This window comes from Nostocoides jenkinsii Ben 74 (assembly GCF_001046875.1).
Classification (GTDB): domain Bacteria; phylum Actinomycetota; class Actinomycetes; order Actinomycetales; family Dermatophilaceae; genus Nostocoides_A; species Nostocoides_A jenkinsii.
Genome location: NZ_HF571038.1, coordinates 963,146 through 980,851, shown reverse-complemented (window position 1 = coordinate 980,851; position 17,706 = coordinate 963,146). Strand labels below are relative to the sequence as shown.

General features: G+C 69.4%; 17 protein-coding genes. 9 read left to right on the top strand and 8 right to left on the bottom strand.

Annotated elements, in window-relative coordinates:
- The coding region (locus tag BN13_RS04625) for a hypothetical protein (RefSeq protein WP_048544828.1) at positions 1-587 on the top strand (587 nt) is incomplete at its 5' end.
- 241 nt (positions 588-828) lie between these two features.
- Positions 829-1,266, top strand: a complete 438-nt coding sequence (locus BN13_RS04620; protein ID WP_048544825.1) for a hypothetical protein — start codon at positions 829-831, stop codon at positions 1,264-1,266.
- 179 nt (positions 1,267-1,445) lie between these two features.
- Here BN13_RS04620 and purH read toward each other — a convergent pair whose 3' ends face one another.
- The 3 genes from purH to BN13_RS04605 form a co-directional block, all read right to left on the bottom strand.
- On the bottom strand, positions 1,446-3,110 hold the full coding sequence (gene purH, locus BN13_RS04615; protein ID WP_084733568.1) for a bifunctional phosphoribosylaminoimidazolecarboxamide formyltransferase/IMP cyclohydrolase: 1,665 nt from the start codon (positions 3,108-3,110) through the stop codon (positions 1,446-1,448).
- A gap of 7 nt (positions 3,111-3,117) precedes the next feature.
- The gene (gene purN, locus BN13_RS04610) at positions 3,118-3,783 is read right to left on the bottom strand and encodes a phosphoribosylglycinamide formyltransferase (protein ID WP_084733567.1); all 666 of its coding nucleotides are present in this window, start codon (positions 3,781-3,783) and stop codon (positions 3,118-3,120) included.
- A gap of 93 nt (positions 3,784-3,876) precedes the next feature.
- Positions 3,877-5,058 carry a cell division protein PerM gene (locus BN13_RS04605; RefSeq protein WP_157038434.1) on the bottom strand — a complete coding sequence of 394 codons (1,182 nt, stop codon included), beginning with the start codon at positions 5,056-5,058 and terminating at the stop codon, positions 3,877-3,879.
- Positions 5,059-5,174: 116 nt separating this feature from the next.
- On the opposite strand from BN13_RS04605, the gene BN13_RS04600 reads away from it, so the two are divergent.
- From BN13_RS04600 to BN13_RS04585, 4 genes are all read left to right on the top strand, one after another.
- On the top strand, positions 5,175-5,912 hold the full coding sequence (locus BN13_RS04600; RefSeq protein ID WP_157038433.1) for a hypothetical protein: 738 nt from the start codon (positions 5,175-5,177) through the stop codon (positions 5,910-5,912).
- Positions 5,913-5,951: 39 nt separating this feature from the next.
- Positions 5,952-6,515, top strand: a complete 564-nt coding sequence (locus BN13_RS04595; RefSeq protein WP_084733566.1) for an RNA polymerase sigma factor — start codon at positions 5,952-5,954, stop codon at positions 6,513-6,515.
- Positions 6,508-8,034, top strand: a complete 1,527-nt coding sequence (locus tag BN13_RS04590; protein WP_048544820.1) for a hypothetical protein — start codon at positions 6,508-6,510, stop codon at positions 8,032-8,034. Before BN13_RS04595 ends, BN13_RS04590 begins: the two co-directional genes overlap by 8 nt.
- A gap of 123 nt (positions 8,035-8,157) precedes the next feature.
- Positions 8,158-8,793 (top strand): prepilin peptidase, encoded by a 636-nt coding sequence (locus BN13_RS04585; protein WP_084733565.1) that lies wholly within the window; start codon positions 8,158-8,160, stop codon positions 8,791-8,793.
- Positions 8,794-8,847: 54 nt separating this feature from the next.
- On the opposite strand, the gene sucD is transcribed toward BN13_RS04585, so the two are convergent.
- From sucD to BN13_RS04565, 4 genes are all read right to left on the bottom strand, one after another.
- Positions 8,848-9,738, bottom strand: a complete 891-nt coding sequence (sucD, locus tag BN13_RS04580) for a succinate--CoA ligase subunit alpha (RefSeq protein WP_048544819.1) — start codon at positions 9,736-9,738, stop codon at positions 8,848-8,850.
- A 38-nt stretch (positions 9,739-9,776) separates the two neighbouring features.
- Complete coding sequence (gene sucC, locus BN13_RS04575; RefSeq protein WP_048544818.1) at positions 9,777-10,979, bottom strand: ADP-forming succinate--CoA ligase subunit beta; 1,203 nt, start codon at positions 10,977-10,979, stop codon at positions 9,777-9,779.
- Positions 10,980-11,086: 107 nt separating this feature from the next.
- The gene (locus BN13_RS20165) at positions 11,087-12,490 is read right to left on the bottom strand and encodes a sialidase family protein (RefSeq protein ID WP_048544816.1); all 1,404 of its coding nucleotides are present in this window, start codon (positions 12,488-12,490) and stop codon (positions 11,087-11,089) included.
- Positions 12,487-13,032: an RNA polymerase sigma factor gene (locus BN13_RS04565; protein ID WP_235433936.1), complete on the bottom strand. Its 546-nt coding sequence runs from the start codon at positions 13,030-13,032 to the stop codon at positions 12,487-12,489. The genes BN13_RS20165 and BN13_RS04565 overlap by 4 nt, the downstream gene beginning before the upstream one ends.
- Before the next feature lie 271 nt (positions 13,033-13,303).
- On the opposite strand from BN13_RS04565, the gene BN13_RS04560 reads away from it, so the two are divergent.
- Positions 13,304-14,077 (top strand): M23 family metallopeptidase, encoded by a 774-nt coding sequence (locus tag BN13_RS04560; protein WP_048544812.1) that lies wholly within the window; start codon positions 13,304-13,306, stop codon positions 14,075-14,077.
- Positions 14,078-14,188: 111 nt separating this feature from the next.
- Here BN13_RS04560 and pcrA read toward each other — a convergent pair whose 3' ends face one another.
- Positions 14,189-16,603 carry a DNA helicase PcrA gene (gene pcrA / locus BN13_RS04555; RefSeq protein ID WP_048544810.1) on the bottom strand — a complete coding sequence of 805 codons (2,415 nt, stop codon included), beginning with the start codon at positions 16,601-16,603 and terminating at the stop codon, positions 14,189-14,191.
- A gap of 73 nt (positions 16,604-16,676) precedes the next feature.
- On the opposite strand from pcrA, the gene BN13_RS04550 reads away from it, so the two are divergent.
- Both BN13_RS04550 and arfB read left to right on the top strand, forming a co-directional pair.
- Positions 16,677-17,234: a GNAT family N-acetyltransferase gene (locus tag BN13_RS04550; RefSeq protein WP_048544809.1), complete on the top strand. Its 558-nt coding sequence runs from the start codon at positions 16,677-16,679 to the stop codon at positions 17,232-17,234.
- 28 nt (positions 17,235-17,262) lie between these two features.
- Positions 17,263-17,703: an alternative ribosome rescue aminoacyl-tRNA hydrolase ArfB gene (arfB, locus tag BN13_RS04545; RefSeq protein WP_048544806.1), complete on the top strand. Its 441-nt coding sequence runs from the start codon at positions 17,263-17,265 to the stop codon at positions 17,701-17,703.
- Positions 17,704-17,706: the final 3 nt, after the last annotated feature.

Sequence of the window (17,706 nt, the reverse complement as noted above, 5' to 3'; positions counted from 1 at the left end):
GGCTGAGCGCGCCGCCGCCGCTGGAGATCGACCTGCAGATCGAACCCGACGGGGACGGTGTCCGGCTCACCGACGGCGACACCCTGGTCGCCGTCGCAAACCTGAGCGAGCCCTTGCCGCGCCCGTCGGGGACGCCCGTGACGTTCGCCGAGGCGCGGGCGGTGGGATCGGCATACGAAGGGTTGACGGAGCATCCGTTCTCGACCTGCTTCTCCTGCGGAACGGCCCGCGAGGACGGTTTGGGGTTGCGACCGGCGGCGGTGGGCGATGACACCGGGGCGTATGCCGCGGCTTGGGTCCCGCGGGAGGTCTCGGTCCCGATCGGGTGGGCCGCGCTGGACTGCCCTGGGGGATGGTCGGCGGGGATCGCCGGGCGCCCGATGGTGCTGGGGACGATGACCGCGCAACTCTTCGCGCTGCCCGAGGTCGGGCAGGAGTGCGTCGTGATGGCGTGGCCCGGGGCGAGTTCGGGGCGGCGGTTCGAGTCGTCCTCGGCGCTGTACGGGCCGTCCGGTGAGCTGCTCGGCGCCGCCCGGGCCGTCTGGATCGCCGTGAACCCCGCTGCGGTGCGCCCGGTGGGTCGGTGACAGTCCTCCGAACTTCTGCTCGCAGCAGTTAGTCAACTGTGGACACCTTGCAAGTTGTCCGCAGTTGACTAACTTGTGCTGAGTTGGCCTTGTGCAGAGTCGGCCCTGTGCTGAGTTGGCCTTGTGCCGAGTCGGCCCTGTGCTGAGTTGGCCTTGGGCTGGAGTCGGCAAGGGCAGGCGTGGGCCGGGGCGAATTCCGGCCGGCCGTCGATCGAGTACTTGAAGGGAAGGCACGGCGAGGATGAGCGCCCCCCGGCATTGGGAGTCGACCGCGGTGGCGGTATTGCTGACGGCCGAGGTTCTGGCGCTCACGGTGATCCTGCTCCCGCTCGGCCTGGTCTGCTGGGTCGTCGGCCTGGTGCTGCTGGCCAAGTGCCGCCGGTGGACCCGCGCCCAAATCACCCGCGCCGCACTGGTCCTCGGCACCGGCCTGCCCGTTGCTGGGCTCGCGCTCGTCGCGAGCGGGATGGCATTCCACGCGGCCGGCCGAGTGTGCAGCCCCGGCGCGGACGGGGGTCAGCAGTGCACCTACACGGGGTCCGGCCCGGCGGTGTTGCTGCCTTGGCTGCTCGCTGCGCTCGGCATTGCGTATGCCGCGTTGCAGGTCGTCACGGCCCGTCGCCTTCTCGAGGCCGTCGGTGAGCACGGCCCCCGCCCCCGCGGCTTGCGTCTGCGCTAAGGGACCGGCCCAGCCGGTCAGACCGGCACCGTGGGAGGGAACATGGACATACGCAGCGGTAATGATCCGTTGCGTATGTCCATGTTTCGGCAATGGGCGGAAAAGTGCGCTACCAGCGACAGCGACCCCAGGCGGCCAGCGAACCCACCGGAGCCGGGGGACGGGCGGGCCTCGTGGGCCTAGTGGGCGAAGTGGCGGGTCCCGGTGAAGTACATCGTGACGCCGGCCGCGTCGGCGGCGGCGATCACCTCGTCGTCGCGGATCGAGCCGCCCGGCGCGACCACGGCGCGCACGCCCGCCTCGATCAGCAACGCCAGCCCGTCGGCGAAGGGGAAGAACGCGTCTGAGGCGGCGACCGCCCCCTGAGCCCGCTCCGCGCCGGCCCGCGCGATCGCGAGGCGGCACGAGTCGACCCGGTTGACCTGACCCATGCCAATGCCGACCGAAGCGCCGTCGCGGGCGAGCAGGATCGCATTGGACTTCACCGCGCGCACGGCGCGCCAGGCGAATTGCAGATCGGCCAAGGTCGCCGCATCCGCCGTCGCACCCGCCACCAAACTCCAGCGCTCCGCGTCATCCCCACCGGAGATCGCGCCGTCGTCGGACTCCACCACCGCGTCTAGCCGATCCACGGTCTGCATCAGCACGCCGCCGGAGATCGGCCGGAACTCCACCCGATCACGCGCAGACGCAAAGTCCGTCGGCAACTCCACGAGCCGACGATTCTTCTTCTCCCGCAACACCTCCAGCGCGTCGTCGTCGAAACCCGGCGCGGCCACGACCTCGCTGAAGGTCTCGTTGAGCAGGCGCGCCATCGCCGCGGTGACGGGGCGGTTGGTGGCGACCACTCCCCCATACGCCGAGACGGGGTCGCACGCGTGCGCGGCCGCATAGGCTGCCTCGACGCTCGCGCCCACCGCGATCCCGCACGGGTTGGCGTGCTTGATGATGGCGACCGTCGCCGCGTCGCCGTGGTCGTAGGCCGCCCGCACCGCCGCGTCGGCGTCGACGTAGTTGTTGTAGGACATCTCCTTGCCGTGCAACTGCTCCGCGCTCGCGAGCCCCGGCCGCCAGTGCCGATAAAGGGCCGCGCGCTGGTGCGGGTTCTCGCCATACCTCAGCACGTGCGCCTTCGACCAGGTCGCCCCGGTCCAGGCCGGGAAGCCGGAGCCCCCCGAGGTGTCGACGTAGGCATTGCCGAGCCAGTTGGCCACCGCATTGTCGTAGTCGGCCGTGTGCGCGAAGGCGCGCGCCGCCAGGAGCTTGCGTTGCTCCAGCGTGAAACCGCCGCCGCGCACGGCCTCCAACACCCGGTCGTATGCCGCGGGGTCGGTCACGATGGCCACGCTCGGGTGGTTCTTGGCCGCCGCCCGGACCATCGTCGGCCCGCCGATGTCGATCTGCTCGACGCACTCGTCGGGATCAGCCCCCGAGGCCACGGTCGCCACAAAGGGGTACAGGTTGCACACCACCAGCTCGAACGGCCGGATGCCGAGCTCGGTCAGCTGCTCCAGGTGCTCCGGTTTGCGCGTGTCGGCCAGCACACCGGCATGAATCACCGGGTGCAGGGTTTTGACGCGGCCTTCGAGGCACTCCGGGAAGCCGGTCAGGTCGGCCACCTCGGTCACCGGAATGCCCAACTCGGCGATGAACTTGGCGGAGCCGCCGGTCGAGATCAGCGCCACGCCGGCGTCGTGCAAACCACGGACGAGTTCGGCCAGACCGGTCTTGTCATAAACCGAAATCAGCGCTCGCCGGACCGGGCGGACGTCCTCGGCTGCGCCAGGCGGCGTGACGGTTGTGCTCACGAGCGGGGGTCTCCTTCGCCGGATCCGGGGTGCCATATCGATCCTAGGCGGTGGCCCCGACAGCCAGCGCACGGACCACGTCGATGAGCATCTTGCGCTCGACGACCTTGATGCGTTCGTGCAGGTCAGCCTCGCTCTCCCCGTCCAGCACGCGCACCGCGCGCTGGTCGATGATCGGTCCGGTATCCACTCCGGCGTCCACCCAATGGCACGTCGTGCCGGTCACTTTGACGCCATGGGCGAGCGCGTCCCGCACCCCATGTGCGCCGGGGAAGCTCGGCAGCAGCGCCGGGTGCGTGTTGATGATGCGATTGCCCGCGAGCACCGCTCGCCCCAGGATGCGCATGAATCCGGCCGACACCACCAATCCGGGCGTATGCCGCGCGATCTCCTCCGCGAGCGCGGCATCCCACTGCGGCCGGTCACCGGCCGGGGGAACCACGAACGTCTCGACGCCCGCGCGCTGCGCGCGCTCGATCCCCAACGTGCCCTCACGGTCCGCGCCCACCGCGACGACGCGCGCTGGGAAGCTCGGGTCGGCGGACGCATCAAGCAAGGCCTGCAGGAGGGTGCCGGACCCGGAGACCAAGACGACGACCCGCAGCGGGTCACGGGCCCGAATGTCACGGGCCGGGATGTCAGGCGCCGGGATGTCAGGCGCCGGGATGTGACGGGCCGAGAGGTTGCTTGGCAAGGGTGAATCGGACATGAGACTCATCCTGCCAATAGCCACCGACAGCCTGCGGCAGCCGGGCAGCGGCCCAGGCGGCCAGCGGCCCAGGCAGAAAGTCCCGACAACCGGTCAGCGGCGCAGGCGCAACCAGTCGCGCAGCGTCAAAACAGCCGCGCCCAGCCCCATCAGCAGCGCCATGAAGAACGCCAACGTCGGCGCGGAAACGCCGATGTCGCGGATGCGCTCCATACCGGCGCTCCCGCCACCCAGCAGATCGACCACCGCAAGCGTCACCGAAGTCCCCACCACGGTCACGGCAACGGCCGCGAACTTCACCCGGCCTCGCGCGAGGCGAGGGATCTCGGCGAGGGTGCGGCGCGCGGCATACGCCCCGAGGAGGAGCGGAATGATCAGCAGAAGGCGCGACCACCAGCCGAAGTGACCCGGGCCAGGGATGGCCGCCAGCACGGGCACCTGCGGCAACACCCCGAGCGAGGAGCCGCCCAGGCTCACTCCCGTGCCTTCCGCGATCGAGAAGCCGGGTCCGGCGACGAACCCGAGCGCCCACAGGCCGAGATTCGGCACGATGAGAAGTTGGGCCAGCAGCAACGCCGTGCCACCAGTCAGGCCGGGCGACAGCGTGCGCGTGACCGCGGTGACGTCGTGCCAATGCACGATCGTGCTGATTAGCACCAACAGCACCCCAGTCGCCAGCGCGAGCACGGAGGTCTGCACGATCGGGCGCACACACCGGCGCACCCACCGCGGAAGCCGATGCACCACGTCGTCCAGGCGGCCGCGGCGCATCTCCACCAAGGCGAGCGCCAGGCCCGGCACACCGACGAGCGGCACTGGCACCGTCCACCACACCGTCCGGATAGGCCCCGCAAACGTCAGCGCGATGGCCAGCAGGGCGACCGCGGCATAGCCGCCGAGCCAGGCGAGATAGGGGTCGCGACGCGGCCCCTCGCGGCGTAGTGAGCGGCGTACGCCGAGCACGGCGCCCGCCAGCAGCAGCGCAAAACCCAGCAACGGCGTGAAGGCGACGATCACCTGGTCGACGTGCAGTCGCGCCCCACCGGTCAGCAGCCACAACGCCGATCCGACCCCGAAGATCTCACCCCAGTTGAGGTCCGCCCGGTGGGCCAGGGACGCGGCGATACCGACCAGGGCGAGCACGATCGCCAAGGTCGCAGCCGCCGTCGCGGCACCCCCGACGAACGGGCGCACCAACGGATGCACCGGCGGGCGAGCAGACTCGTCGGCGGGCGATTCGGGGCGGGGTTTGCGCAACATCTCCAGGACCGTCATGAGGGGACCATCGTCGCCCATCGCCGCCACCGATCTGCGGAGGCAGCGCCGTAGACTCGGGCGCCTGTCCCCACCGCTCGCGCCTGTCCACACCGCTCGTCAGAGGTGCCATGTCCATGCACGCCCTACGCGCTGCGTACTACGGCGGCATCGCGGCGGCCCTCGCCCTGATCCTGCTCCGGGTCACCGATGCCGTGTTGCCGGGCCACGCGGCCAAGTACATCGCCGAGAACACCGAAGCCTTGGTGTATGCCGCCCTGGTCGGCCTCGCGATCGACCTCCTGCGCCCGCGGGGCCGGGGGCGCGCCAACTGGGCCATCGTCGCCGCCGTGGCCGTCGCGGAGTTGGTCATCGGCTGGCTTCTCGTCCAGGCGATCGGGACGTCGGTGAGCCCGCGGATCGCCACCCTGAACGAGGGTTTCCTCGCCGCGGCCGTAGTCACGCCGTTCGTCGTCCTGCGCCGACCCGTCCGCTGGGCGGGTGCCGTCGGACTCGCCCTGCTCACGGCGATCGTGGTCTTCAATCGCACGGACTTCGTGACCCAACAAGCCGAGAGCGTCGTCATGGTCGCCCTCGCCCCGTTGGCCTTCGACGTCTTCGATCGACGCAGCCTCGACCCGGCGGCCCCGGCGACCCCCGCGCTTCGGGCGGGATTCTGGGTGGCGATGATCGCCATACCCCTGTTCTTCAGTCTGTTGCAGGACCGGGCGCCGAGCGGGCTCCTCGGGGAGTTCTCCGTCTTCGGCAGTCGGGTGACCGAGGCGTTCTTCGGCACCCTGCTCGTGCTGAGCTATTGCGCGTTGCGACCGAATGCGCCGGAGCGGGCGAGGCGAGGCTCAGAAATAGTCGGCTAGGTTGGCAACGCAACCACCCCACCGCGCGTCTGGTGGAGCATGACCGCCTATGTCCAAGCGCCGGGCCTGCGATGGGGCCCGCCACGCGCCGCGAGGGGAGTGCCAGTCGTCGTGGACTCCGGCCTCGATTTCGATGCGTTCTATCGCGACACGTCGGCCCGGGTGGTCCACCTGGTTTATGCCTCCACCGGCAATCTCACGCTCGCCCAGGACTGCACCCAAGAGGCGTATGCCCGTGCCTGGCAGCGCTGGGGCAGCGTCTCGCGGGCGGATGATCCGCTGTCGTGGGTGCGCACGGTCGCCCGTCGCCTGGCGATCTCGCAGTGGCGCAAAGACACCAACCGCGCCGAGGCACACCGCCAACTGAGTCTCGTCCAGGAGACCGCGACGATCTCGCCCGAGCGCGTAGTGATCGTCGAGGCCCTGAAGTCGCTGTCGGCGCAGCACCGTGAGGTACTCGCGCTGCACTACCTCCTCGACATGAGCGTGGAGGCGATCGCCGCCGATCTCGGCGCACCGGCCGGCACCGTCAAGGCCCGGCTGCATCACGGCCGCAAGGCGCTCGCCGCCGCGTTGGGTGGGAAGGAGGCGCACCATGGCTAAGTCCTTCGACGACGTCGACGACTGGAGCGCCGAGGAGGACGACCTCGTCCGACGAGCCCTGTTGTCGTTGGGTGAGGACGTCGAGGCCAACCCCTTGCCCGGCTCGGCCGCGATCACCGGCGTCGGTATGGCCGCGTCCTCGCCGGAGTCGGCCCCCTCCCGATCCCCGCGTGCCGGGCGATTCGTGGGTGCCGGGCGATCCCCATCCGAGCGACGCCGCAATCCGTGGGTCGTGGGAGGCCTCGGCCTCGCCGCGGCCTCCGTGGCGATCGCGGCCGTCGGCTTGTCGGGCGTCCTGCGGGGCGCGGACCGGGACCCGGGCGATCCGGCGAGCAGCGCGGCATACTCCAGCAGCACCTCGCCCACGTCGACAAGCAGCGCCGGTCCGAGCAGTTCGGCGAGCGATCCGGACCGGCCGGGGATGCTGGCGGCCTCGGACGCCCTGCTGCCGACGGCTCCGGAGTGGCAGGCCGCGCTCGGCGTGGCCGGGACCCTGGGCGTCGCCCCCAACACCGGCGAGGGAGACAACGGCCCGCTCTGCTTAGTGCCACTCGGTGAGGGCGTTGCCAAGGCCAATGAGAAGGTCCAGGCGCTCCCAGCCACGGAGGGGTTCGCGGGCCAGCGCTCCTGGTCCTATCTCTCGGCCGACCTCGCCGTAGGGGCGGTCAACGCGATGACCGAGACGCTGAGCGCGTGCACCCAACCCAAGCTCACGCCGGAGTCCACCGACGCCTTCGAGGAACACCCCACCATCTGGTCGTTCTCGACGGGCACCGACGACAAGGGCTGGGTCGTGCTGACCCAAGTCGGCAAGCGGATCAGCTATCTCGAGATCTGGGCCTCCCCCAATGGCGACCCGATCACGTTGCCCGAGGTGGCCCGCCTCAGCTTCATCGCGGGCCTGCGGCTACAAGGGGCCGACCAGGCCGATCGCGGCGGCTCGACGAGTGATGAATCCGGCGTCGACCGCGTGGTCATCGGACCGCCGGAGGCCACCGTTGCCGACCGCTACTTCCTCGATCCGGCTGACTTCTCCTCGACGGGGCTGACGTCGGGTCGGGCCACCCTTGCGACCGGATTCGAGTTCGAGGGCTCGCCGGCGATCGTGGGGACTTGTGACCCCGACACCGACCCGGCCGGGATGTTCGGGATCATGCGCGTGGTCGAATCCGGGGGCAACTCCGGCACGCTGGCCTGGCAGCGCGTCCGCGATGCGGCCCCCGACAATGGCGGACTGGGCGATGACGACGCCGACCAACTCGCCACGACCGAGGCCATGCGGATAGCGGAAAATCTCGCAAGCTGCGCCACCTCCGGCACGACCGTGACGCCCGGTCCGAGCGAGATGACGTATGTCGTGTCGGACGCCAACGGGTCCATCTTCGTTGCGGTGACCAAGCTGGCCACGCCCGGCTATGTCAGCACCATCGCGCTGACCAGCCCAGATGGCCCAACGGTTGGCGCGGACACCTACTGGACCGAACTCGATCGGCTCGCGGCCCTGGCCGCGAAGCGCTGAGGCCGCCCGGTTATCCACAGGCTCACCCGGCTCGGCGCGCGCGAGGCGAGCCCTCGGCATACCCTCGGAATCGGTGGTGTGGCGTGTTCGGGTGTGACGTGATCGAGTTCGGGGGATCTGACGATGGTGGGGACGGTGCTGGCCGGCGCGGTCGGGCTCGGTGGCGGCCTCGCGGCATACCGGTTCGTGGCTGCCGGCGGGCATCGCGTCGCTGAGGACACCCGGGCGCCGCGCAACCTGGCCTGGGTGCCCGCACTGAGCGCCGCGCTGGCCGCGATCGCCGGCTGGCGACTGGACGATCTGCCCCTGATCGTGCCGCTGACCGTTGCCGTGGCGGTTGTTGTGTTGGTCGCCCTCGCCGCGATCGACCTCGACGTGCACCGCCTCCCGCGGCTGCTGACCTGGCCGGCCTACCCGGCCTTCGCCGTGCTGTTGGCGCTCTGCTCATGGGCGGCTGACGACTGGGCCGCGCTTGGGAGGGCCGTGGAGGCAGCAGCGGCGTCCTGGCTGTTCTTCTATGTGCTGCACTGGCTTTCGCGCCGATCCCTGGGCCGGGGGGACGTCACGCTGGCGGGGTTGCTAGGGCTCCTCCTGGGCTGGTTCGGCTGGAGCGCCGTCCTCGTCGGGCTGTATGCCGCCTTCCTCCTCGCCGGCGTCGCCGCCGGCCTGCTGCTGCTCACCCGTCGCGCCACGCGGCGCTCGCGGATCGCTTTCGGCCCGGCGATGGTCGCGGGCGCACTGCTGGTGCTCTTGGCCTGAACGGCGACCGCCCGGCACCCCTTAAGGGCACCGGGCGGGTTGTCGGTGAGCAGGTCAGGCGGAGAGGCCCTGCATGATCTCGCGCATGAGCGCGGCGGTCTCCGAGGGGGTCTTGCCGACCTTGACCCCGGCGGCTTCGAGGGCTTCCTTCTTGGCCTGCGCGGTGCCGGACGAGCCGGAGACGATGGCACCGGCGTGGCCCATCGTCTTGCCCTCGGGTGCGGTGAAGCCGGCGACATAGCCGACGACCGGCTTGGTCACGTTGTCCTTGATGTATGCCGCGGCCCGCTCCTCCGCGTCGCCACCGATCTCGCCGATCATCACGATCGCCACCGTCTCGGGGTCGTTCTCGAAGGCCTCAAGGCAGTCGATGTGGGTGGTGCCGATGATCGGGTCACCGCCGATGCCGACGCCGGTGGAGAAGCCGAAGTCGCGCAACTCGAACATCATCTGATAGGTCAAGGTGCCCGACTTCGAGACCAGGCCGATCTTGCCCGGGCCGGCGATGTCGGCGGGGATGATGCCCGCATTCGACTTCCCGGGGCTGATCAGGCCGGGGCAGTTGGGGCCGATGATCCGGGTGCCCTTGCCGAGGCTGTAGTTGTAGAACTCCGCGGTGTCTTTGACCGCGACACCCTCGGTGATGACGACCGCGAGGCCGATCCCGGCGTCGATCGCCTCGATGACGGCGGCCTTGGTGAAGGCCGGAGGCACGAAGAGCACCGACACATCGGCGCCGGTCTCGGCCATCGCCTCAGCGACGGTTCCGAAGACCGGCACCTGCTTGCCCTCGGGGAAGTCGACCGTCGTGCCCGCCTTACGCGGGTTCACCCCGCCGACCACATTGGTGCCCGACGCGAGCATGCGCGTGGTGTGCTTCATACCTTCGGAGCCGGTCATGCCCTGAACGATGACCTTGGAGTTCTCGGTGAGAAAGATTGCCATGGCTGTGTATGCCGTCCTTATCCCTGGGTCAGTTGCGTTCAGTTGGCCGCGGCGGCGAGTTCGGCGACGCGGCGCGCGGCGCCGTCCATCGTGTCGACGCGCTCCAGTAGCGGCAGGGCGGCCTCGTCGAGGATTCGGCGGCCCTCCTCGGCGTTGTTGCCGTCGAGGCGCACGACCAGCGGCTTGGGCGACTTGCCGTGGCCTTCGAGGATGCCGTAGGCCTTGACGATGCCGTCGGCGACCGCATCGCAGGCGGTGATGCCGCCGAAGACGTTGACGAAGACGGCCTTGACCTGCTTGTCCTCGAAGATCACATCGAGGCCGTTGGCCATGACCTCGGCGTTGGCGCCGCCGCCAATGTCGAGGAAGTTGGCGGGCTTGGGGTGGTTGCCGTCGGCATTCTCGAACTCCTCGCCGGCATAGGCGACCACGTCGAGGGTGCTCATGACCAAGCCGGCACCATTGCCGATGATGCCGACATCGCCATCAAGCTTGACGTAGTTGAGGTTGCGCTCGATCGCCAGGACTTCCAGTGGGTCGGTCTTGGAGTGATCGACGAAGGCCTCGTGCTCGGGGTGACGGAAGTCGGAGTTGCCGTCGATCGACACCTTGCCGTCGAGCGCGACAATGTCACCGGCGGCCGTCTGGACGAGCGGGTTGACCTCGACCAAGGTCGCGTCCTCGTCGCGATAGACCTCCCATAGCTTCTGCAGGACCGGGACGATCTTGTCGCCGGTCTCGGCCTCGAAGCTGGCCGCCTCGACGATCTCGCGAGCCTTGGCCTCGTCGATGCCGACATTGGGGTCGACCGCGATCCGCGCCAGAGCCTCGGGGCGCTCGACCGCGAGAGTCTCGATGTCCATGCCGCCCTCCTTGGAGCACATGGCGAGATAGGTGCGGTTAGCGCGGTCGAGCAGGATCGAGAAGTAGTACTCCTCGGCGATCTGGGCGCCCTGGGCGATCATCACGGTCTTGACCGTGTGGCCCTTGATGTCCATGCCAAGGATCTGCTCGGCATACTGCTCGGCCTCGTCGGCGGTCTTGGCGACCTTGACGCCGCCGGCCTTGCCTCGTCCACCGGTCTTGACCTGGGCCTTGACGACGGTGACCCCGCCGCTGTTGGCGCCGACAGTCTCCGCGGCGGCCCGAGCCTCCGCCGGGGTGGTGGCGGTGGCTCCGACGAGCACGGGCACGCCGTGCTGCTCGAAGATGTCACGCGCCTGGTACTCGTAAAGGTCCACGCTGGGTTCCGTCCTTGCTTGCGTCGATGCTGCAGGGTCGGCTCCGAGCCTAGAGGGTCCGGGCGGCTGGTTCCGACCGAAGGGGTGGCAATCGGCGGCTTGAGGGATCAGCCGGCCATATCCGTCCAGGCCCAGGTGGCGCCCTTGTCGTGGGACCAGTAGTAGCCCTTGGCGCCGTCGACCGGCAGGAGATAGAACCAATCCGGGCCGGGGGCCCCGACCCACCGCCAGCCGCTCTCGGGAAGGCCGGGGTTGGAGACGACGGCCCAGTGCCTGCCGCCGTCGGCGGTGCGCACGAGGTCGCCGTGGAAGGTGGTTTCGCCGCCGGCCAGCGCCACGATGTGGTCCGGATCGGTGGCCGCGAAGCTGGTGATCGGGGCCGCGACCAGCGTGGTCGCCTCGCCGGACGCAGCCCAGGTCGCGCCGTCGTCGTCGGAGATCCGGATGGTGAGCGCGGTCGTTCCGCCGGCTTCGGGGACCTGGCACATCGCGAGCAGAGTGTTGCCCGAGCCGGGGCGCACGATCGTGGTCGCGGCACCAGCGGGACATCCGGCATCGACGGTGCTGGGGCCACTGATCGGATCGACCACCACGGTCGAGGTCGCCCCGTCGGCCAGCGTCGACACAATGGCGCGACCCTTCCACCAGGCGATCGAGGCCTTCGTGGCATTGGTCACACCGAGGGAAACCGGGTCCGATTTGGCCTGCGCGGCGGCAACCGGGGCGAACTGGAGCTGAAGGTCCCCGCCGCAGCTCTTCCCATCGCACGGGTCGACGCTGCTGACGATGGCGGCCGTGTCGCCGTCGACGGCGACGTCGAGAACGCTGGCGCCAGCGTGGTCATAGGCCGTCCACGTGAGTCCGCCGTCGCGAGTCTGGAGCAGCGCGTCGCCGAAGATCCAGCCGGTGGTGGCGTTCGCCATACGAATCTGGGAGAAGGAGCCGTTGACGCCGGTGCCGGCGGTCGACGGAGCGCCGGTGGTGACGGTCGCGACGCGCTTCCATGTCCCGCCGTTGTCCTGGGAGCGCGCGACCACCAGGCACTCCTTATCCGTGCAGCGGCTGACCCCGAGGGCGAAGACCGTGTTGCCGTCGGCCTGGGACATCGAGAGCGCCTTGAACGTCTGGGGCATCGGCAAGGCGCCGGTGACGGGCGTCGAGGACGGGGTGCTCGCGATCGTGTCTTCGGTCTTGGCCGGCCTACTCGGGGTGACCAGCGGGGGCGGGGTGGAGGTTTGACTTGGCGCGGAACTTAGGGAACTCGTCGTGGAGGCACCGTGTCCGGCTACGGTCCCGGTGCCACCGGCGTCGACACCGCGGCCCACGGCATACCCGACACCGCCGACAAGGACGGCCGCCGCTGCGGCAGCGGCGAAGGTGCGCCACCGCTGGCTGCGACCTCGGCGACCGGCGGCGACGATCTGCTGCCAGCGCTCGTCGTCGGCCGGCTCACGGGTGATCGCCGCGCGTTCTCGCGCAAAGAACTCCTCGATCGGGTCATGGCCGTTCATCGGGCACCTTCCAAAATCACAGCGAGCTTGCCTCGGGCCTCCCAGAGGTCGCGCTTGACCGCGCCCTCGGACTTGCCCATTTGGGCGGCCACCTGAGCGACGGTCAGGTCGGCGAAGTAGTGCAGCATCACGGCGACGCGGAGCCGGTCAGGCAGGCCGAGGACGGCCTCGCGGACGGTCACCGTGGTGGCAACATCGGGGGTGCTGGTCGTTTCGAGGTCATAGGCGACCTTGCCGTATGCCGTGGCCTCCCGCCCCCGCTTGCGCCAGTGGTCACGCACGAGGTTGGCGGTGGCGGTGTAGAGCCAGGCGCGCGGCTCGGCGACCTCACCCCAGTGGCGCAGCAGTCGGATGAACGCTTCCGTGGCGAAGTCGTGCGCGAGGTCGCGGTCGCCGACCAGTCGGGTGGTCCACCCCACGAGGGTGCCGTAGTGGGCCTGGTAGATCTCTCGGACGGCGAACTCGTCGGCGCCGACGAGGGCAACCGGCATACCCGCTCCTCCCCACCCCGGATGCCGCAGCGGCACTGCAATCGTCGTCACAAACCTTACGACGCCGCAGCCGGGCATGCGGTTGGGGGCCAATTTCGCGGCGCCGCCGAAGGTGCGTGCTAGGGGGCAGCCAAGTGGTTGGCGAGGGGGTTCGCGCGTTATCACGGGGGTCGGCCCTGCCCACAAGTCAGCTGGCCCGAATTTTGTGTAACGAATCCGTCACGCTACTCTCGTTGTCAAGCAATTGCCGACGCAACGAGGCGTCCCCCCGATTTCTGCCTTCGTCAGCGTCCCCCTGCCCCCGTTTGTAAGGACCTCCCCCGTGGCCAATCCCGACGGTCAATCGCGCCCTGCCCGGAACACCTCCCACCACTTGGTGCGTCGTGTCCTGGTCGGCCCCGCCCTTCTCGGTCTCGGCATCGCCACGACCTTCTCCGGCTCGGCGATCGCCTACACCGCCGGCGGCACGCAGGCGCTCGCGGTCGGAGCGATCAACGCAGCCGCCACCGACACCGCGGCCGCTCAGGCTGCCGCCGCCCGCGCCGAAAGCGCGGAGCTCGCCAGCCGCCAGGTCGCCAGCCGTTCCGCCGTCTCATTGGCGCAGGGTCAGAAGGAAGAGCGCGCCCGCGCCGAAGCCGCCGCCCGCAAGGCTGCGGCCGAGCGCAAGGCCAAGGCACTGAAGGCCAAGCGCCTCGCCGCCGCGCACCGCTGGGTCATGCCGATCAAGCACCCGAACCTGACCTCGCGGTTCGGCCCCCGCTGGGGCCGCCTGCACGCCGGCCTCGACTTCGGCGCCCCCGTCGGGACGAGCCTGTTCGCCATGTCGAGCGGCGTTGTGACCAAGGCCGGCAATGGCGGTGGCTACGGCAACAAGATCGAGATCACCTACTGGGACGGCACCGTTTCCTACTTCGCGCACATGAGCGAGATCGACGTCAAGGTCGGTCAGCAGGTGCGCCCCGGCACGTATGTGGGCAAGAGCGGCAACACCGGCCAGTCCACCGGCCCGCACCTGCACCTGGAGATGCACCCCAAGGGCGGCGACCCGGTCGACCCGATGGCGTGGCTGCAGAAGCACGGCGTCAAGATCGGCTGACCTCGAACCGCCAGACGGTTGTCAGCCGCCGGCGACGTCCTTGTTGGCGCGGCCTGCGGGGGTGGCGTTGGCGAGGCTTCCGAGGACCCATCCGTAAATTCGCAGGTCCCCTCAGAGTTTGACGAGCGGGGCGTAGCGCAGCAGCAACCGTTTCACGCCCGAATCCCCCCCGAAGTCCACATGCGCTACGGTCTTGTCGGCCACCCCATCGATGCGTATGACCGTGCCAAGACCGAACGAGTCATGACTCACCCGGTCACCTTCCGACAGCGCCAGGATCGGCTTGGTCCCGGGCGAGCGCACCCCCGGCTGCGCGGCGAGGCGGGCCAGTGACGGCGCCTCCACACTGCGCGCCGAGGCCTCCACCAGCCGCTCCCAGTCGATCAGGTCGGCCGGAATCTCGTCGAGGAAGCGTGAGGCGGGTTGGTATTGCGGGCTCCCCCACGCGCGCCGAACTGTCGCCCGCGAGACATGCAGTCGCTCCCGCGCGCGGGTAATGCCGACATAGGCCAAGCGCCGCTCCTCCTCCAACTCTTTGGCGTCGGCAAGCGAACGCATGTGCGGGAAGGTGCCGTCCTCCATACCGGTCAAGAAGACGACCGGGAACTCCAACCCCTTGGCCGTATGGAGGGTCATCAGCGTCACGACGCCGCCGCCCTCCTCGTTGTCCGGGATCTCGTCGGCGTCCGCGACGAGGGAGACCTGCTCCAAGAAGTCGTCCAACGAGATGACCTCGCCGGTCTCCATCCGGGTCTCATCGAACTCACGGGCCACGGAGATGAGCTGGTTGAGGTTCTCCAGCCGCGTCTCGTCCTGCGGGTCGAGACTGGCCCGAAGCTCACGCAGATAACCTGACTCATCGAGCACCGCTTCGAGCAGCGGCGCCACGCCCTCCCCCTCATCGCGGATGCGACCCAGCCTCTCCAGCAACGAGGTGAACCCGGTGATCGCAGTCACCGACCGGGTCGCGATTCCGGGCGCATCGGCCGCCCGCCCGAGCGCCGCGACGAACGGGATGCGCTCCCGCTCGGCCAGGGCAGCCACGCACGCCTCGGCCCGATCGCCGATGCCGCGCTTGGGCACGTTGAGGATGCGCCTGAGGTTGATCGTGTCGGCCGGGTTGGCCAGCACCCGCAAGTAGGCGAGCGCGTCTTTGATCTCGCGTCGCTCGTAGAACCTCGTGCCGCCGACCACCTTGTAGGGCAAGCCGACGCGAACGAAGATCTCCTCGATCGCCCGGGACTGAGCATTGGTGCGATAGAAGACGGCGACATCCTTGGGCTGGACGCCGTGATCGTCGCCGAGCCGGTCGATGCTGCGGGCGATGAAGCCGGCCTCGTCGTGCTCGTTGTCGGCGACATAGCCCACGATGGCCGCGCCATCGCCCGCCTCCGACCACAACCGCTTCTCGCGACGACTGCCGTTGTTGGTGATGACCGAGTTGGCGGCCCGCAAGATGGTTTGCGTTGACCGATAATTCTGCTCCAGCAGAATAGTTTTGGCGTCGGGGTAGTCCCCCTCGAACTCCTCGATGTTGCGGATGCTGGCCCCGCGGAAGGCATAGATCGACTGATCGGCGTCCCCGACGACGACGAGCTCGCCTGGGGGGACCTGCGGGCCGTCGCTCGGGCGGCGGCTGGAGCCGTGGCCGCCGACCAACTCTCGGACGAGGACATATTGCGCGTGATTGGTGTCCTGATATTCATCGACCAAAACGTGGCGGAACCGCCGCCGGTAGTGCTCGGCCACATCCGGGAACGCTTGCAGGATGTTGACCGTCGTCATGATCAGGTCGTCGAAGTCGAGGGCATTGGCCTGCCGGAGCCGCCGCTGATACATCGAGTATGCCTGCGCCAGCAGGCTCTCCTGCTGCGTCGCCCCCGGCGCGGGTTCCTCGGTGCCGACCCGCGAGGCGTAGGTCTCCTCATCGATCAATTCGTTCTTGAGGTTGCTGACCCGATGCGAGAACGCACGCGGGTTGTAGCGCTTCGGGTCCAGATCGAGATCGCGCAGCACCAAGGCCATGAGCCGCTGGCTGTCGGCGGCGTCATAGATGGAGAAACTCGACTTCAGGCCCACCTTGGTGGCCTCGCGGCGCAGAATGCGCACGCAGGCAGAGTGGAAGGTCATGACCCACATGGCCTTGGCGCGCGGCCCGACCAAGCCCTCGACCCGCTCGCGCATCTCGGCCGCCGCCTTGTTGGTGAAGGTGATGGCGAGGATCTGACCGGGCTGCACACCGCGATGCCCGAGCAGGAAGGCAATCCGGTGCGCCAACACCCGGGTCTTGCCCGAGCCGGCACCGGCCACGATGAGCAGCGGCGATCCCTCGTGCACGACAGCGGCGCGCTGCTGTGGGTTGAGCCCGCCAAGCAGCGCCTCCGGATCGGCAGGCTTGCGTGCCGCCCGCGGGCTCGCCGAACCGAGGGCCCGCGCCGGGCCCTCGTCGGTCATCGCCCAGGTCGGTATGCCCGTGGCCGTCACGTCCGCGGACCACTCCGGGAACTCGTCAAACAGGGTCGTCATCTCGCCCGCAACCCTACGTCGAGCTACCGACAACTGCGTCCGCCCCGGCCTCGTCGCTCACTACGCTCAGCGGATGCGCCTCATCCCTCCGGACACTCGATTGCAGCGCTCCTATCTCGCTGCGGTGGATGAGTTCGCCGACGAGATCAGGCATGGCGACGGCCGATGGGTCTGGTTGGACGAGGCCGGCATGGAGCACCCATGGAGTCGGGCCGACCTGGAAACGCCTGACGGATTCGCCGACTTCGTCGCGCGTCGCCGTGACCCAAATGCGGACCTCCCACCCGGATGGGTGCCGTGCACCTATCTCTGGATGGACCACGACGGGGAGTATGTGGGTTCACTCGCCATCCGCCACCACCTCACCGACTTCCTGGCCACCGAAGGCGGACACATCGGCTACGGCGTGCGTCCGTCGGCACGGGGGCAGGGCTTCGCCAGGGAGGCGTTGCGCCAAGCGCTGACCGTATGCCGCGACGACCTCGGCCTCGCCAAGGTCCTCCTCACCTGCGACGACGACAACGCCGCCTCGGCCAGGGTGATCGAGGCGAACGGCGGGGTTCTGCAGGACGTCGTGACCGCCGGAAGTGACGGGCGCGCCGTTCGCCGCTACTGGATAGCGCTGGACTGATCGCGGTGCTCGCTCACCAGCCCACGACGTGGACCTCCTGATCCCCCCGGGCCCCGGCATACCTCACGGTTTGGTCGTGCCGGGCGGCCTGTTGATCGAGCGCTTCTCCCGCTCCCCGGGTCCCGGCGGGCAGTCCGTCAACACCACCGACAGCCGGGTCGAGGTCGAACTGCCTCTTGTGGCGCTCGACACCTTGTTGACGGCTGCCCAACGGCAGCGGTTGCGACGTGCCTATCCCGGCGACGACCAGCGCCTTGTCGTGGCCGCGCGCGAGCACCGATCCCAACACCGCAACCGCGTGGCCGCCCGGGAGCGGCTCGCCGACCAGATCCGTGCCGCCCTCGCCCCGCCCCCGCCGTCCCGGCGCGCCACCAAACCGACGAAAGGCTCGACCGAACGCCGGCTGCAATCCAAGCGTGAGCGTTCCCAGACGAAGGCGGCGCGCACGCGACCACCGCTTGACTCCTGATCA

Excerpts from the sequence above, each read along its gene's own strand:
- BN13_RS04620 (WP_048544825.1), top strand. The coding sequence starts at position 829 with ATGAGCGCCCCCCGGCATTGGGAGTCGACCGCGGTGGCGGTATTGCTG.
- purH (WP_084733568.1), bottom strand. The coding sequence starts at position 3,110 with ATGGCACCCCGGATCCGGCGAAGGAGACCCCCGCTCGTGAGCACAACC.
- purN (WP_084733567.1), bottom strand. The coding sequence starts at position 3,783 with ATGTCCGATTCACCCTTGCCAAGCAACCTCTCGGCCCGTCACATCCCG.
- BN13_RS04605 (WP_157038434.1), bottom strand. The coding sequence starts at position 5,058 with ATGACGGTCCTGGAGATGTTGCGCAAACCCCGCCCCGAATCGCCCGCC.
- BN13_RS04600 (WP_157038433.1), top strand. The coding sequence starts at position 5,175 with ATGCACGCCCTACGCGCTGCGTACTACGGCGGCATCGCGGCGGCCCTC.
- BN13_RS04595 (WP_084733566.1), top strand. The coding sequence starts at position 5,952 with ATGACCGCCTATGTCCAAGCGCCGGGCCTGCGATGGGGCCCGCCACGC.
- BN13_RS04590 (WP_048544820.1), top strand. The coding sequence starts at position 6,508 with ATGGCTAAGTCCTTCGACGACGTCGACGACTGGAGCGCCGAGGAGGAC.
- BN13_RS04585 (WP_084733565.1), top strand. The coding sequence starts at position 8,158 with ATGGTGGGGACGGTGCTGGCCGGCGCGGTCGGGCTCGGTGGCGGCCTC.
- sucD (WP_048544819.1), bottom strand. The coding sequence starts at position 9,738 with ATGGCAATCTTTCTCACCGAGAACTCCAAGGTCATCGTTCAGGGCATG.
- BN13_RS20165 (WP_048544816.1), bottom strand. The coding sequence starts at position 12,490 with ATGAACGGCCATGACCCGATCGAGGAGTTCTTTGCGCGAGAACGCGCG.
- pcrA (WP_048544810.1), bottom strand. The coding sequence starts at position 16,603 with ATGACGACCCTGTTTGACGAGTTCCCGGAGTGGTCCGCGGACGTGACG.
- BN13_RS04550 (WP_048544809.1), top strand. The coding sequence starts at position 16,677 with ATGCGCCTCATCCCTCCGGACACTCGATTGCAGCGCTCCTATCTCGCT.